This is a genomic window from Teredinibacter franksiae (assembly GCF_014218805.1).
Lineage (GTDB): Bacteria > Pseudomonadota > Gammaproteobacteria > Pseudomonadales > Cellvibrionaceae > Teredinibacter > Teredinibacter franksiae.
Genome location: NZ_JACJUV010000001.1, coordinates 1,562,501 through 1,578,877, shown reverse-complemented (window position 1 = coordinate 1,578,877; position 16,377 = coordinate 1,562,501). Strand labels below are relative to the sequence as shown.

Annotated in this window: 12 protein-coding genes; 10 read left to right on the top strand and 2 right to left on the bottom strand. The window is 48.4% G+C overall.

The features are described 5' to 3' along the window. Nucleotides 1-105 precede the first annotated feature (105 nt). Nucleotides 106-1,503: an OapA family protein gene (locus tag H5336_RS06370; RefSeq protein ID WP_185232487.1), complete on the bottom strand. Its 1,398-nt coding sequence runs from the start codon at nt 1,501-1,503 to the stop codon at nt 106-108. Between the two features lie 266 nt (nt 1,504-1,769). Here H5336_RS06370 and tyrS point away from each other — a divergent pair, with 266 nt between their 5' ends. Then, nucleotides 1,770-3,074 (top strand): tyrosine--tRNA ligase, encoded by a 1,305-nt coding sequence (tyrS, locus tag H5336_RS06365; protein ID WP_185232485.1) that lies wholly within the window; start codon nt 1,770-1,772, stop codon nt 3,072-3,074. A gap of 5 nt (nt 3,075-3,079) precedes the next feature. Here the strand turns inward: tyrS and H5336_RS06360 are convergent, their stop codons facing one another. After that, nucleotides 3,080-4,408, bottom strand: coding sequence for a GGDEF domain-containing protein (locus H5336_RS06360; RefSeq protein WP_185232483.1), 1,329 nt, complete (start codon nt 4,406-4,408; stop codon nt 3,080-3,082). Nucleotides 4,409-5,409: 1,001 nt separating this feature from the next. On the opposite strand from H5336_RS06360, the gene H5336_RS06355 reads away from it, so the two are divergent. The 9 genes from H5336_RS06355 (at nt 5,410) to H5336_RS06315 (ending at nt 16,190) form a co-directional block, all read left to right on the top strand. Beyond that, nucleotides 5,410-5,946, top strand: a complete 537-nt coding sequence (locus H5336_RS06355; protein WP_313557702.1) for a GspH/FimT family protein — start codon at nt 5,410-5,412, stop codon at nt 5,944-5,946. Continuing rightward, nucleotides 5,943-6,431: a type IV pilus modification protein PilV gene (gene pilV / locus H5336_RS06350; RefSeq protein ID WP_185232479.1), complete on the top strand. Its 489-nt coding sequence runs from the start codon at nt 5,943-5,945 to the stop codon at nt 6,429-6,431. Before H5336_RS06355 ends, pilV begins: the two co-directional genes overlap by 4 nt. 12 nt (nt 6,432-6,443) lie before the next feature. After that, nucleotides 6,444-7,532 carry a PilW family protein gene (locus tag H5336_RS06345; RefSeq protein WP_185235658.1) on the top strand — a complete coding sequence of 363 codons (1,089 nt, stop codon included), beginning with the start codon at nt 6,444-6,446 and terminating at the stop codon, nt 7,530-7,532. Between the two features lie 31 nt (nt 7,533-7,563). Then, entirely contained in the window at nt 7,564-8,172 is a 609-nt protein-coding gene (locus H5336_RS06340; RefSeq protein ID WP_185232477.1) for a pilus assembly PilX family protein, read from the top strand. 19 nt (nt 8,173-8,191) lie between these two features. Then, nucleotides 8,192-8,911, top strand: a complete 720-nt coding sequence (locus H5336_RS06335) for a hypothetical protein (RefSeq protein ID WP_185232475.1) — start codon at nt 8,192-8,194, stop codon at nt 8,909-8,911. Nucleotides 8,912-9,052: 141 nt separating this feature from the next. Further along, a complete protein-coding gene (locus tag H5336_RS23600; RefSeq protein ID WP_185232473.1) occupies nt 9,053-12,121 on the top strand; it encodes a pilus assembly protein in 3,069 nt (1,022 codons plus the stop codon). Nucleotides 12,122-12,172: 51 nt separating this feature from the next. Continuing rightward, nucleotides 12,173-13,168 carry a pilus assembly protein gene (locus H5336_RS06325; protein ID WP_185232471.1) on the top strand — a complete coding sequence of 332 codons (996 nt, stop codon included), beginning with the start codon at nt 12,173-12,175 and terminating at the stop codon, nt 13,166-13,168. An 18-nt stretch (nt 13,169-13,186) separates the two neighbouring features. Then, entirely contained in the window at nt 13,187-13,603 is a 417-nt protein-coding gene (locus H5336_RS23375; protein ID WP_185232469.1) for a type IV pilin protein, read from the top strand. A gap of 880 nt (nt 13,604-14,483) precedes the next feature. Then, entirely contained in the window at nt 14,484-16,190 is a 1,707-nt protein-coding gene (locus H5336_RS06315) for a sodium:solute symporter family transporter (protein WP_185232467.1), read from the top strand. Nucleotides 16,191-16,377 lie beyond the last annotated feature (187 nt).

The following is a 16,377-nucleotide window of genomic DNA, read 5'->3' as shown; positions in this document are numbered from 1 at the left end:
GAGAACGGGGGGTTATGGTGGAGCGATATTTCAGCGTAATTTATACACCAGTTACAGCCGTAGAACGTATACGCGCTGCGCAATCTGCAGGTGCCCTGTATAGAATTATAATTTTTTCGTTCCGCTAATTGTATCTTTGCTCGCGATGTTTGTGGTGTTGATTTGTGGGTCTAGCTCCGCGAGCAGAGGCTGTGTTTGCTGGTAGAAACGTTGAAGCTCGGCCTTGGATACAGACTGCGCTTTAGGAAGCTTGATGGTAACCGGGTTTCGTACCGCACCGTTAACGTAAAACTCGTAGTGAAGATGTGGGCCAGTAGCCAAGCCAGTTGAGCCTACATAGGCAATAACCTGCCCTTGTTTCACGCGCACGCCTTTGCGAATACCGCGACGAAATTTACTGATATGTGCGTACAGTGTTTTGTAGGTTTGGCCGTGTTGAACAATGACTACATTGCCGTAGCCACCCTTTTTACCCGCATAAACCACCTTACCATCGCCAGCGGAGCGAATGGGCGTACCGTGGCCTGCTGCATAGTCGGTGCCTTTGTGGGCACGAATCTTGTTGAGCACCGGGTGTTTACGGCGCAGGTTAAAGTGGGAGGAGATACGTGCAAAGTCGATAGGTGAGCGCAAAAATTCTTTGCGCATGGTGTCGCCGCTGGGGGTGTAATATTGGGTATTGCCGCTGGTGTCTTCGTAGCGTACAGCGCGGAAGGTTTTGCCTCTATTGGTGAACTGAGCGGCGACGATATTGCCATCGCCAATTTTGTCTCCATCTAGAAACAATTCTTCGTAAACCACTTTAAAGCTATCGCCTTGGCGAATGTCGAGCATGAAATCGATATCCCAGCCAAATATACCGGCCAGCTCCATAACCAGTTTGTCGTCCATGCGGGCATCTTTACCGGCGAGAAAAAGAGAGTCCGTAATGGTTGCTTGGCGGCTGGTAAGAATTGCATCTGGCTCTCGGTTGTTTTCGTCGTAGCTAAAGCCGTTGGCTGTACGTGAGTACGAAAAACTGTTGAGCCGGTCTTTTATGTAGGTGAGTTTTTGCAGTACACCGTCGGTATTAATGGTGAAGGTAAGGCTGTGTCCAGGGTAGAGCGAAGCCAGTTTTTTACCTTGCTCGGCGCTTAGCAGCTCCATCATATGGCGATCGGTTAAGCCTGCGCGCTTGAAAATAAGCGAAAGGTTGTCGCCAGATTTAACTTTTTCGCTTTTTACGGTGATATTGGGTTCGGCTATTGGTTGTTCAAACGCTTGGGTTGCCAGTGGGGCCGCTATATCTGTGCTGATATGTTCGGCTAGAGCGGGAATGGGTATTTCCAGCTGGTGGCGCCTCGCTTCGGTTTCTTTACTCGGCAGCATCATAAAAATGCCCAGCGCAAGAGATAGACTTACAGCAGCGATTATATGTAATCGAGGAATATGGCTCAGCACAGAGGCCAGCTTGGGCTGCTGCTTGCTTTTTCTACTTTTTCTTTTTAAATCAATAGGTTGCATTCTATATCTAATTTGCTGGTGCTTTAAGTTAGCTAACTACCAAATTTATAACAGAAAAGTAGTCAAATTTCACCCGTAGAATTGTTTGAATCCGTGCGATATAGCAAACCGGTCTCGATGTTACTGTATTCATGCCGGTGTGTAAGTGATCACTATTTTGATATAGCGTCAGGTTGTTATAAGACAGCATAAAAACCGGTTTGTTTTGGCCACTAATTTAGGTATTGTTTGCGCCTCTTTTGAACAGGCTTTTTTGGGAAATGCACATGAGCGCGGTAGACAATAACCTCCTTAACGATCTTCAGGCACGGGGGCTCGTTGCCCAGATGACTGGCGACGACCAGCTATACACCTGGTTACAGGAGTCGCGCACGCTCTATTGTGGCTTTGACCCGACGGCCGATAGCCTGCATATCGGCAGCCTAGTACCGTTGCTGACCCTGCGGCGCTTTCAGCAGGCAGGGCACAAGCCTCTAGCTTTAGTGGGGGGCGCAACGGGTTTAATCGGCGACCCAAGTTTTAAAGCGCAAGAGCGAAAACTGAATACGCCCGATATTGTCGCCGGTTGGGTAGAGAAACTAAAAGCGCAGGTTTCGTGCCTTATCGAGTTCGATTGTGGTGATACCTCGGCCGATGTGGTGAATAATCTAGACTGGATCGGTAATGTTAACGTGCTCGATTTTTTACGGGATGTTGGCAAGCATTTCTCTATCAATAATATGATTCAGAAAGAGTCGGTTAAGCAGCGCATTGACCGCGAAGGTGAGGGAATATCTTTCACCGAATTTACCTATATGATTTTGCAGTCTTACGATTTTGCCGAGCTCTACAAACAACACAATTGTACGCTGCAAATCGGTGGTTCCGACCAGTGGGGGAATATTACTGGGGGTACGGACCTTACCCGTCGCATGTATGGTGGTCAGGTGTTTGGATTGACGCTGCCATTGGTCACTAAATCCGATGGCGCTAAGTTTGGTAAAACTGAATCGGGCACTATTTGGCTCGATCCTACCAAAACATCACCCTACGCCTTCTATCAGTTCTGGTTGAATACCGCCGATGCCGATGCCTACAAGTTCCTGCGTTATTTTACCTTCCTACCGATAACCGAAATTGATCGCATTGAAGCCGAAGATAAAGAAGCCCAGGGCCGTCCACAAGCCCAGAGCATTCTGGCAAAGGAAGTCACCAGCCTGATACATGGCGAAGACGGTTTGCTGGCGGCAAAGCGTATTACCCAAGCCATGTTTAGTGGAGACCTAGCCGACTTGAGTGAAAACGATTTGGAGCAGTTGGCATTAGATGGTTTGCCCAGCAGCAAGCTCGACATTACTGAGCTAAGTGATAAGCCGTTTACGACACTGCTGACCGACTGCGGTATGGTTAAAGCGGGTCGAGAAGTAAAGGATGCCTTGGGTCGTAATGCCGTTGTGGTTAATGGTGAAGCGAAAGGCGCCGAAGACAACATGAAAGCGGCAGAGTCTTTTGCAAAAGGCAATGCATTATACGGTCGTTTCTTTTTGGTTAAATTGGGTAAGAAAAAGAACCATTTATTCGAGCTGGTCTAAAAAGACTATTCTATCGGGGTCGTTGGTTCGGCCGCTTCTCGCACACAGTTTCGGCCAGCGTTCTTGGCATCGCTTAGAGCGTGGTCGACTCTTCTAAAAACATCCTCAAACGGTTCCCCGCCTGTCGCCTCGCCAGTGCCAGCACTGATGGTTAGTGTGAGCGCTGAATTATCCAGGAAGGTTTGGCCGCTGAGGCTGCGGCGAATTTTTTCGGCTAGTAGCGTAACACCATGAGCGTCTGAACTTGGACATATCAATAAGAAGTCATCCTCACTCCAGCGACAAATGTTATCTTGAGGGCGGGCATACGTCCGTATTGTGTCGACCAATGTTTCTAATATTGGGTTGATGTCAGTGGAATTTGTTTTGTTTTTCAGTGTTTCGAAATAGTCGACATTTAATAAGATCAACCCAGTCCCGGGCCAAAAATTTCGTTCCATAAGCTGGGAGACAACTTTTTGGCAGTTGCGTCTATTTATTGTTCCCTTAACGCTTTCTACGGCACTGGGCTCACTAAATATAGTCATTACTTTTTCAAGGCGCGAGAGTGAAGAATTCGCTTTTCCGTGCCCCCCCTCTCTTAGGTCACTGGCTTTCTGATAACGTAAAAATTGGCGAATGATATGCAACGTAAGCAGCATCAGCCATGTGGCCAGTACGCTCAGGTACCAGTTTTCACGTGAAATCAAGGCGCCTTCAAGGGTTACACTTTCAATTAATACATCGTGATTACCGGCAATAATGGGGTACGGGAAGTCGATTCCAAAGTGGACAATATTATTAAACTCCGGGTAGGCGAGCTCCGCGGGCACATCTTTATCGCGAATCCACCAGTCGGCTAGGGTGAACTGCTGAATCGGCACGATGAGTTGCTGGGTGTTCAATTCGCGTGCGGGAATAATGGAGCGCATGTATTTGGTGGTGTTGGGGTCGCCCGCGTCGGAGTATTCCTGAACGAAATTACGGAAATATATACGCACAAGGCTTGATTCGCCGGTGTATTGAATTTTCAGCCGCAGCGTATCGTAGCCACTAAAGTCCAAGCCTTTGTTTGCACCATTACCAATTTGCACGTTTGCACCGCAGTATTTATAGGCTGCGGGCGTGTCATCGAAGGTACATCGGAAGCCATGCCGGGAGGCGCTTAACCAAATGCCGTGGCTGGTGCCGTCATTGTTCGAATCCATATAAAGGTCAGCAATGGACTGGTCGTGAATGATTCTGTGCTTTTTTGTGGGGAGGAAATCATAAGCATACACCGCGACTAGCGACGTCAACAGAGCGAAATATACCTGAAGCGCATTGATTCGAATCGATGTGAAGTCTGCTGTCATAGCCTGTGTCGAGCTGCCAATTTTTGTGTTAATTAAAGTATTGTAAAAAGCTAATACGACCTCTCTAACCTGTTCCTAGTCAAGCTTTGATGGTGCGCGTGGATGTCGTTGGATAGTGAAAGTATAGCGGAATGCTAGAAAAGCTCAGATTAACTCGCGCCTAAGGTAGATCTGTTATGCGTTCCTCGCCAAAAGCTCAGGGTGCTACATGTTTATGAGCGCTTGTTTCGGTGGCTTTTGTTGGGCAGAGTTTCTGTGTGGGTCTAAGTGAAAATCCATGGCTTTGGCTATCTGCGTCGCTGCGTCTTTATGAGCTAATGGGTAATCTGCCTCGCGCCGCTCTGACGTCCATCGACCTAGGCGGGCGGGCTGCCTGCATTGAGGAGATAGGGTTCCGCATCAAAAAATACGTCCTCAGGCCGCGACTGCAAATAAGGCGGGTAAGGGTCATACTTTTGGGCTCAAAGCTGATACGTTCTTGGTGCATTCGGGGCTGCAGGGCCATCGCTATGGCTGGTGGGCTGGTCTAAGTTAGGCTGATACAGCTGTAAGATCGGCGTTTTATCGGTATGGCGCGCCATTGGCGCCATTACTCGATATTTTTGGCTCTTTTGTTTGTGTTTTTGCTGTTTTTTCTCCCGTGAAAATAGTAAATGCTTAATTTTCTTTTTCTCTTTATGGTTCTAAAGTATTGCTTCCCGGGCCATTATTTAGTGCTTAATTGCAGTCCGCTTATCAATGTTTGGCGCCCTTTATCGCATAGGTGTCGAGTTCTTTATCTCTCAATAATATATTGGTGTCTAGTTTATACACTGTTACAGGGATGCACAGGTTCATAAGGCCGTTGTTCTGGCCAGCTTAAATATGACAACAGGTACACCCCGCCTATGAAAATCGGTTATCCCCGACAGAGTTATGGCATGACCATGCTCGACCTAGTGGTTACGATGGCCATAGCCGCTATCTTGGTGGCTGTTGCCGTACCATCGTTTGATAGCTAAATCCGCCAAAACGCCGTCTTCTCCGACAGAAAACTTATTAACTCCACACTAATGAGCGCCCGCTATGAAGCGGTTGCGCGCAATAAAACAGTGTCGCTGTGTCCCAGTGCTGACGGCGAGAGCTGCAGTAATGATTGGTCTGATGGTTGGATAGTGTTCCTTGATGATGGTGAGGGTAGCGGGACTGCGCGTGATGGCGTGCACAATGGCGATGAACTAATTGTTGGCGCATCGATTTACGAAGGCGATGGCCACTTTTCTGTTGTCGATGTAAGCGAAAATTCCGCGTTAACCTACCTCAGCTTTAACGAATTTGGCCGCCCTGCCGTTGGCGGCCGCCAAGTCAGCCGTCCTATTCTGATTCAAATTTGTGATTCAAATAATGACGACATTTTTGCTCGAGGGCTAATGCTTATTGGTACAGGGCGAGTCATTCAAACCATCGACGCCAACGGCGATGGTATTCATGAGAGCCGCTTTGCTGATTCGCTCAATACTCTTTCTTCTACCGCTAACCTAAGTTGCGCAGCGTCATGATTTATCCACTTTACAAACGCCAACAGAGCACCCGAAGACAAAACCAAGGGTCCTCCCTTATCGAAACTCTTGTAGCGCTAATTGTATTGGGTGCGGGGTTGCTGGGTGTGCTTTCTATGCAGGTGCAATCTGTTTCGTATATGAAGAATGCATCGCTGGCTTCTCAGGCGTCCTATTTAGCCACGGATATTTGCGAAGGTATGTTGTCGACACCGAGCGCGTTGAATACCTACTTTATTAACTACTCCGATGCCACACCTTCACGGCCAAGCTGTACTTCGGCGAACGCCAACTGCGCACCCACAACTATGGCGCAGTGGATTTTACATAATTGGCGCAACAATGTTGCGAGCCTACTACCGGGAGGTCGCGGTGAAATAGGCCGTGTGGGTGAGCAGGTGATTATACGCATTGAGTATGAGGTGGGCAGCAACGAGGACGGCAGCCGCAGAACCCAAGAATATCAACTGATAACCGACGTTTAGGTAGGGTAGAGCATGCTGAGTTCAATAGTAAAGGTTCACCCAAAAGGCTTTTCGCTGGTGGAATTGTTGGTATCACTGGCGATAGCCGGTGTAATTATGACCGGCGTGGTTAAGATTGCTTTCAACGCCAAGCGCTCCTCATATGATGGCGAACAGTTGTCGTTTGTACAAGATAATGCGCGATTTGTGCTTGATGAAATGAAGCGGGATTTACGTATGGCAGGCTATACCGGTTGTGCCAGTACCGATTCTGCACTGCAGGCCAATGTTGTGAGTAATAGCATGGGTGGTTTTATTGATCTTGGAATAAAGCTGGATGGCTTTGAGTATAACGATCCGCGTATTTCGGAGGTTTATGCTGCGGATATGTTGGAAAATACCGACTCCTTTCTCGTACGCTACGCTGACGCCTCCCGGGAGATGACTGTACGTTCACATAATGTGTCTGCCGGTGAATTAAGTGTCTGGCAGGAGGTCGACTTTGCTAGGGGCGATACCATGCTGGTAACCGATTCCAGTTGCCGTGAAATTGGTTTGTTTCAGATTACTAAAGACAGCGAGAACACAACAGAGGTTTCCCACGCCGCTGAGGGCGCGCTCAACTGTTCACGGGTCGTACGAGCAACCATGAGCAACGTTGATTGTAGCATTTGCGCTATCGATCAGTGCGGGGCTAATTCTGAAGTGCCCTACACCTCAGGTTCCTCCATTGCACCCTATAAAATAAACGCCTATTACATCGGTGAATCAGCCGTTATTCCTAGGCTACCTGCTCTGAAACGACTTGCGCTTTCGTCTGCGGATGGCTCAGCTGCCACCGAGATTGAAGAGGTCGCCGTGGGCGTTGAGGATATGCAGTTGGTTTACGGTATTGATAGCGATGCCGATGGCGAGGCCAACCGATATGTTGCCTCTAGTGCAGTGGTTGATTGGGGTGAGGTTGTTGGTATGCGCATGACGTTAGTGTTCCGGTCCGACCGTGAGGTATACAGTCAGGACCAAGACGTTTCCATCACGCTAAACGGTGAGACCTACCAGCTTTCCTCCGATAAATCTATGCGGCAAGTTATTACCACGGCCGTACGGGTGCGGAACAATTGATGATGAAAAAAAAATCGCTACATACCCAAGTATGAGGCAAGCGCAGTCGGGTGCCGTACTCATGGTTGCGCTGGTTATTTTGGTGGTGATTAGCATGCTGGGGGTGGCCAACATGCAAACCTCCACAACAGAATTAAAAATGGCCACCAGTCATAGAGATCGCGATGTCGCTTTTGCTGCTGCTGAAGCTGGGTTAACGGTTGCCGAGGAGTGGCTGGAAATAAATAAGCCCGCACGCGAACAGTTGTGGAATAGTTGTGGTACAGGCACTACCTGTTTTGAATCTAGCTGCAGTGGGGGGCTGTGTTTCGACGGTTCATTTACCTCTGCGTCTACCGAGTTTGATTGCCGCGTAGCCAATGGTTCGAATACCGTTCAGCGAGTCTTTTTTTGGAAAGATAGTGCGTTGAATGTGTGGGATGACACAGCCAAACATCGTGCGGTTACCATCGATGGAATTAATGAAAATGTTAAATATATTGTAGAGTTCCTATGTTTTGTCTCGCCGGATGAATCGATTGTGTTCGACTCATCACAACCTACAACAGGTGAACCACTCTACAGGATTACAGCGGTAGCAGAAGGTAATGGCGATCGCGCCAACGTTATGTTGCAGTCAACTTATCTGGTTGTGGAATAAAGGCTGGAAGGAATAATTAATGAAAATAGTATCGATTAGAAAAATTCTGATTACGCTTGCAGCAGCCCTGTTGAGTACGGCAAGTTATGCTGATATGGAAGAATTTATTTCTGTTCCTCCACTGCTGGGTAGCACGGAAGACGCCTTGGTTATGTTGGTGATGTCCAATGACAACCAGCTGTGGCACAAAGCCTATACCGATTATTCAGACTTAGACGGCGACGGCACTCTCGATACCACCTATAACGATGGCTTTGAGTACTACGGATATTTTGATAGTGAGTTTTGCTATAGCTATAGCTCAGGTATTTTCGTGCCCAACGGAAAGGTAGTGCGAGCCTTATCGGAAAGCACCGCAACTCTGTCTGCCCCCGATCATAAATGCACTAGCGCCACGGGTAAGTGGAGCGGTAATTTTATGAACTGGTTAACCATGACTCGCGTTGACGTTATTCGTAAAGTTTTGTACGGAGGTTACCGTTTAACAGACACACCCACAAAAACTGTTTTACAGCGCGCACTGCTGCCGGACGATAACCATTCATTTGTTAAGGTCGTGCGCGATGCGGCGATAGATGGACAATTAAGCGATTACACGCCTATAAGCGGAGAAGACGTAGTCAGTTTTTGTAACGTGACCGACCCGGACAATACCAGTAACGGAAGCATGACTAGCGAGCTTGATGTTGCTAATAACCCGCCGAGACTAAAAATTGCACCCGGAGACTACTTTACCTAGAGTGGCAGTGAACGCGAGCTTTGCCTGTATGAAGATGAAGCCAGCCATAACGACGCCAATCCGTTTATTCCGGAGCGGCCTAGTGCGTCTTCTATAAGTGGTGTCAGTGAGGTTGAATTTAAGGTGCGAGTGGAAACGTGTGTGGTCAATCAGGACCGTGACAATTGTCGTGAATATACGGGCTCAGGTAACAATACCTATTACAAACCCTACGGCTTACTGCAAACCTATGGCGAGAATGGCGGCCTAAAATTTGGATTGATGACCGGTAGCTATGCTAAAAACGATGCTGGAGGTGTACTGCGTAAGAATGTTTCTTACATGGGGGGAAGCGAAGCAACGGCGGACGATAAAGAGGTAAACATTTCAACAGGGCAGTTTATTAATCAGAGTACTGCTGACACCGGTATTATTAACACCCTTAACCGGTTGAGAATTGCAGGCTGGGATTATGAAACCAATTTCTATGAGGATTGTAATACTTGGGGAATTCCCATTTACGATTTTCTTAATTCTTCGAGCAGCAATAGACAGTGCCGTGACTGGGGTAACCCGTTGGCGGAAATGTACCTGGAAGCGCTTCGTTATTTTTCTGGAAAAACCTCGCCGTCGACGGCTTTTGACGCAAACGACTCGTCGATAATTTCCGGCTTGGGCCAGGTAAGTTGGTCGGATCCGTTAAGCAGTGACTCCGCCTGTGCGAATTGCGCCATCATATTACTGTCCACAGGGTTAAACAGTTTCGATGGTGATGACTTAGGCTCTGCTAGCGACCTTCCGGGAATGTCGGGTGCGGCCAGTATCGATGCATTTACCGATGCTGTGGGTGTAGCAGAAGGTATCGCTGGTGGTGAGTACATGGTGGGCAATGCTTCCAGTGGCGGTTCGGCCGATACCTGTGATACTAAAACCATTACAAATTTTTCCGATGTAGAAGGAATTTGCCCAGAAATTCCGTCACTTCAGGGAACCTACGGTTTGGCAGGGCTCTCCTATTACGCCGGCCTGATAGATTTACGTACATTTACAGGTGAGCAAACGGTTAATACCTACACGGTAGCGCTGGCAGAATCGTTGCCCAGTTTAGAAATTAACGCGAGTAATGGTGAAAGCGTTTCTATCGCACCCTACTGTATTGCAAAACATGATCACGCAGAGAACAACAGCTATGGTTCGTATTGGGGAGATTGCAGCCTAGTAGACTTAACCGTAAGAACGCTTACTGACGACTACGGTGTTTTGTATATTTCTTGGGAAGATTCATTGTGGGGTAGTGACTTCGATATGGATGCTTATGCTGTAATTGAATATTGTACCGCAACCGGCACAGTGGGTGAGGTAAAGAGTCGCTGTCCCAATTTTACCAACGACGAACGAAATAACCACGAGCGTCCTGAATGGAATGCTGCAACCAGTGGTTCGGTGCAGTTCAGGTTAGCGGTAGTAGGCGAGGCCACCGGTGTAGACATGGAGTTCGGCTATGTTATGAATGGCAGTGACGCAGATGGCACATACTCGGATCTAGAGCTAGATGATGGAACGAACAATTTCAACTCTGTTGCGCTGGCGGGTACTGCAACCAACAAAACCATTTGGGCGCCTACTGCCCGAGCATTTAAAGCGGTGGCTGGCACCGCAGGCAAACTTGAAAACCCGCTTTGGTATGCAGCCAAGTACGGCAACTTTAACGATGTGAACGGCAACGATATTCCCGACCTTACCTCCGAGTGGGACAACAAAGATTTGGAAGGTAACCAAGCCTCGGACGGTATACCTGACGCCTACTTCCCAGTGCGCAATCCCAGCAACCTAGAGAAAAGCCTTAGCCGCATTTTGAGTGATGTAACAGTTCGAGTTTCGTCCGGAACCGCAGCGTCGGTTGTTGCTAGCACTGGTGCAGGTGAGGGCTCGGTATATCAAGCGCTGTATAACCCGCTTTACCAAATCAGCACAGAAACGGGTAATCCGGAAGTGAGCTGGGTGGGCACCTTGCATTCGCTCTTTATTGATCGTTACGGCAACTTACGTGAAGATGTGGTTGTTGGTGGTGAGAGCGCCGGACAATTAAACATTAACGACCCCATTGTTGAAATTTACTATGATGATTCCATCGGTAAAACCATGGTTCAGCGCTATGTGGTAAACGCGGATGGCAGCAAAGGCGTCGCCAGTGGTGATGCCGTTGAAATTTCTCAGCTCGACCCGATTTGGAGCGCGCGGGAGCAACTGGCTGGGCTCAGTAATTACACCAGTAACCGCCTGTATACGGCTTCGGCCGCCGATGGCCGTTATATCTTTACCGGTATTGATGACCCCGGAAATCGCGATGGCAATATTACTCTCGCTGAAGCTGTGGCTTTTGATGCAAGTACATTGGTGAGTGGCGCTAACGATAATGCGCTGTTGTTGGATTATGGCGATAACAGTGAGGAACTGACTAATCTGGTTAATTACATCCGCGGCGATGAAAGTATTGATGGTTTTCGTAGCCGTTCAATTGAGTACGATGGTGATACCGCCAATGGTGATGACCCTTGGCTACTGGGGGATATCGTTAACTCGTCGCCAGTGGCATTAACCCGGCCGAATAAAGCCTATGAGGTAACCTACGGTGATTCGACCTACCTTGAGTTTCGCAATGATACCGATCGTCGCCGCCAGTTAGTATTTGTGGGCGCAAACGACGGTATGCTTCATGCCTTTAATTCAGGCTTCTATGATTCGAGTACGCGTAGTTATTTGACAAGCGCCAATAGTGAAACCGCGCATCCGTTGGGCAGTGAAGTTTGGGCCTATATCCCTTATAACTTGTTGCCCCATTTGCAATATTTAACGCGTTCAGATTATGGTCATGTGTATTACATGGATGGCCAGCCTCAGGTGTTTGATGTCAACGGAATATGGGATTCCGCAAGCTCAATTCGTCACCCGGCTGGTTGGGGTAACATTTTGGTTGCAGGAATGCGCTTTGGTGGTGGTGAAACGACACTGGACCCCGACGGCGACGATTCGACTAGCAACGACATTACTCTGCGCTCGGGCTTCACTATTTTGGATGTGACAGACCCCGAATCCGCCCCCGAAATTGTGGCGGAAATTACCCACCCAGACCTTGGTTATTCAGTTTCCATTCCCACGTTGGTGAAATTCCGTGCTCGAAACACCATCTCCGGCTCGTATGAAAACCCCTCTTTGAATGAATGGTTTTAAATCTTTGGCTCTGGCCCGGCGGGTAACGATGATAATGGCCGTAGGAATGCATTGGATAAAGCCGAGAGTGAGAAGAGCGCAAAAATTTTCGCTTACAACCTGAAAACGGGTAGTCTGCAGACCTTCGATACAGGGGTAACGAATGCCTTTGTTGGAGGTATTGAAGCGGGAGATTGGAATAATGATTTCAGTGACGACGCCATTTATTTTGGCGTGGTCAGTGGTACCGAGGCGGCACCGGCTGGACAATTGATGCGTGGCGCTTTAACGCAAACTAATGGGGTTTTATCGGTGAGTTTTGCTCGTGTAATTGATGTTACTGATCAGCCCTCTAGCGCACAGCCAACGGTGATTCATGATCGTTCTAACAATTTCTGGGTTTACGGTGGCACAGGCCGCTATTACACATCGGGCGACAACAGTAGCACTGCGGGGCAAAGTTACTACGGTGTGAAAGATCCATACGCTAATAGTAACGCAATGATTGCGCTCGAGGTGTCGACGGATTCTTTGGTGGATACCACTGGGATTAATGTTTTTACTGATGGCAGCATCCTTCGTGGTGGCAATGCACCGGTGGCTCTGAATACGGGTGAGTCGGTCACGAATTTTTCTGGCGTAATGTCTGCCGTAGCAGGGCAATCGGGCTGGATGTTTGATCTACCCTATACGCGGGAGCGAAGCACGACAAAGTCCGTTCTCTCTAATGAGTCTCTGGTATTCACCACCTACCAACCTACCGGAGAAACCTGTGATGCCGAAGGCAGTGGTTTTCTATATGCTCCCCACTTTCTTGCCGGTATCCCCGGAGAGTTCGCGCCCCTTGGTACTGATTCCTCGGTAGTAAATAATGGTGCCGAGCTGGTTTTACGCGCGTCCTCTTTGGGCACGGGTAACCCGTCCACGCCAACGATATATCAGGACTCTCAAGGTAACAGCCGAGCGATTATTCAGACTTCAACCGGTGAAATTGGCAATATAGAAGTTGATGGACGACAGATTACTGGCCGACGTCAATCCTGGCGTGAAATTCCAATTAATTGGTAGTTTAGAGGTGTAATACAAATGCTAGACCAGAATAAAAAACATGTCGGCTTCTCGCTAATTGAGTTGATGATCGTCGTGGCGATTCTTAGTATTTTGGCCGCGATTGCCTGGCCGAGTTACCGTTCTTCGGTGTTAAAAAGCCACCGAGCGGATGGTCGTGAGGCTGTATTGTCTGCAGCCGCTCAGCAGGAGCAGATATATATGCAGCGTAATTTGTATACCGCCGATATCGCTGAGTTAGGTGGAGAGGATAGTGGTGAGGGGTATTACACCATGGCAGTAACGCGACCGAATGGGAATACCAGCTATTTGATAACCGCTACGGCTAGGGGCAGTCAAGCGGAAGATACCGGCTGTGCATCGTTCACCGTAAATCAGGCCGGGCTGCGCAAGGCGTATGACGCAAGTGACAGCAATGCGCCTGATTGCTGGTAATCATTCTTCCCTGAATCGTCTCCATCCTTAAGTTCACAGATAAAAAAAGGGTGGGCAAGTGCCCACCCTAACTGTCCTAACCTAATTAAGACCTTCGCTCGTTGGCCTAAACCTGAAACATGTGGGGCTTCAGGAGCCAGGAGAAAACTCGCAACAACCATAAGAAAAATTTGCGCCTAACCATTGGCAGGTTTTGGGGGCTGCAAAGGGAAAACTTCAAGCGCTTACTATTCTTGCAAGGCGTTAGCGAACCATCATTGTGGTGAACCTCCGGCTTATTGTCAATAGAACTATAAGGAATTGTATTCTTGTGTATCAGTTACGCCTCCAATTTGTGCTCCCTACGTGAATACTCTGGGTATTCTCAGGAATACAGCGCAATTATTGGTTTATATGTAAAAGTGTTTTTGTATATAGATATTTCTGCCGAAGTCCATAATTGTGTTCTTGCCGCGAGCAAGATAAGCTACGCACCAGCAAGGTAAGCGTTTACCTTGCTGGTGCGTCTCTTTGGCGGCGTGGTGGGGTGTCTGCCATACGTAGATGGATGTTGAGTGTGTCGGGTGCAGGGAATGTTCTCCAATAACATTATAAGCTGCTCAAGCGCCGCGCCCTCCGGTTGAGCTTAGAAAGCTTGTTGTTGGTCGGTAGCGGCCAGTGATTTTGAGTTGACGACACGGCTTAAGTGGGAGGGTAATACGTTTGGGGGGGGGGCAGACGTTAATGCGCGTCGTATTCGTTAAAGCACTCTGATAATCTCGCGAGCATTGAACTCAAATGTTCAAGTGGTCTAGTAGGCGTAAATTAAAGTTCATATCCGATGATGCGATAGGCTGCGTAACAACTATTAATAACGATTAAAAAAGTGGAGTAGTAAACCATGAACACCCTAGAAATCCTCTTGTTCGTCATTGCTGTGACGGGCGTCATTAGCTTTGGTATCTGGCAGGGGCGTAGTTCAACCGACGATTCTACTGGCGCCGCCAGCGGATATTTTCTGGCCGGCCGCCATCTAAGTTGGTATTTAGTGGGCTTTTCCCTCATCGCAGCGAATATTTCTACAGAGCAATTTGTGGGCATGTCGGGTAAGGCGGCCGATTGGCTAGGAATGGCGATTGCTTCATATGAGTGGTTCGCCGCGGTTACGCTCATATTTGTAGCATTTGTGTTTTTGCCTAAATTCCTCAAAACCGGTATCTACACCGTGCCGGAGTTTCTCGAATATCGATTTGACCCATTCTCCCGAACGGTTATGGCGATAGCGACACTGGTTATTCTGGTGGGCGTGCCTACAGCTTCAGTAATTTTCTCGGGCGCAAAGGTTATTTCAGGTTACTACCCGGATGTACCTGTTTTAGGAAACCTGACGGCGGCCTGCTGGTTGATTGCTGGGCTTTCGGCTGGCTATGTGTTTGTGGGCGGCTTGAAGGCATGTGCTTGGACAGACCTTATTTGGGGCGCATCGCTGATTGTGGGAGGGGCTATTGTGGCGTGGCTGGCGTTTGATGCGCTTGCGGTTGCCGATGCCGCACAGCTTGCACCAACAGCGACACTAAAAGATATTGACGTTAATCAGTTGAGGGAGGCCGGCGCATGGGAGCGATTTACCATGCTCAACGCTGGCACTGCTGCCGAAGGCGGTAAATTGCATATGGTGCGCCCCTTGGATGATGCTGAAATCCCTTGGTCTGCATTGATAGTAGGTTTGTGGATACCCAACTTTTTCTACTGGGGCTTTAATCAGTACATTGTTCAGCGGACGCTTGGTTCACGCTCATTGGCAGAAGGCCAAAAGGGTATAGTGTTTGCGGCCTTTTTGAAGCTGCTGGTTCCATTTATAGTAGTGATTCCCGGTATTCTCGCCTTTAATCTCTACTATGGGCAAATGGCAGTTACGTCAGGCGGTTATGATTACGACTCTGCCTTCCCTACCTTGCTGAGAAATTTAATTAAGCCCTACCCGTGGATCAGCTGGTTTGTATTGGCCGCAATCTTTGGTGCCATTGTAAGTTCGTTGGCTTCCATGCTGAACTCTGCCTCAACAATTGCGACTATGGATATTGTGCGCAAGTGGGTGAAAGGGGTTAAAGAGGAGAGCTTACCCTCGTGGGGTCGATTCTTTGTGGTCCTCTTTGTCATTATCGCAGCATTAATTGCGCCCTCCCTTGGGGCGCCAGGTTTCGGCGGTATTTTCACCTTTATTCAAGAGTTTCAGGGCTTTATCAGTCCGGGCGTGCTGGCAATTTTCTTCTTTGGCATGCTGGTACCTCGCGCACCACGGTTTTTAGGCTGGAGCGGCATTTTACTCAACGCCTTTTTATACGGGTTGTTCAAGTGGTGGTTGGACGACGTTGTTGTTGATGCTGGCCTTTGGTTTTCCGGAGAAATCTCCTTCCTGGACCGCATGGCAATTTGCTGCATACTGGTTTGTATCTATTGTACTGTGATGACTATACTCAAGCCCTTGTCTGAGCCGGTGATCATGCCGGTCAATGAAGATATGGATATGACATCCTCACCAGTGGTTAAAATGCTGGGTATCGGTGTTGTTGTGCTCACGGTCGTGTTGTACATTATTTTCTGGTGAGTGGTATATAGAGGCTGGGTGTTCCTGGTTGACCAGCCTCATTGGCATCTAGCTACGGCAAAAAGGCCCGGTTTTACCGGGCTTTTTTTTGGGCATAGTTTGGTGGTTTTTTAGCCGTTAAAAACAATTCTAATAAAAACCAATATAAGGCTTGCCAAGCTTTAACAGATGCGTATAATGCGCATCC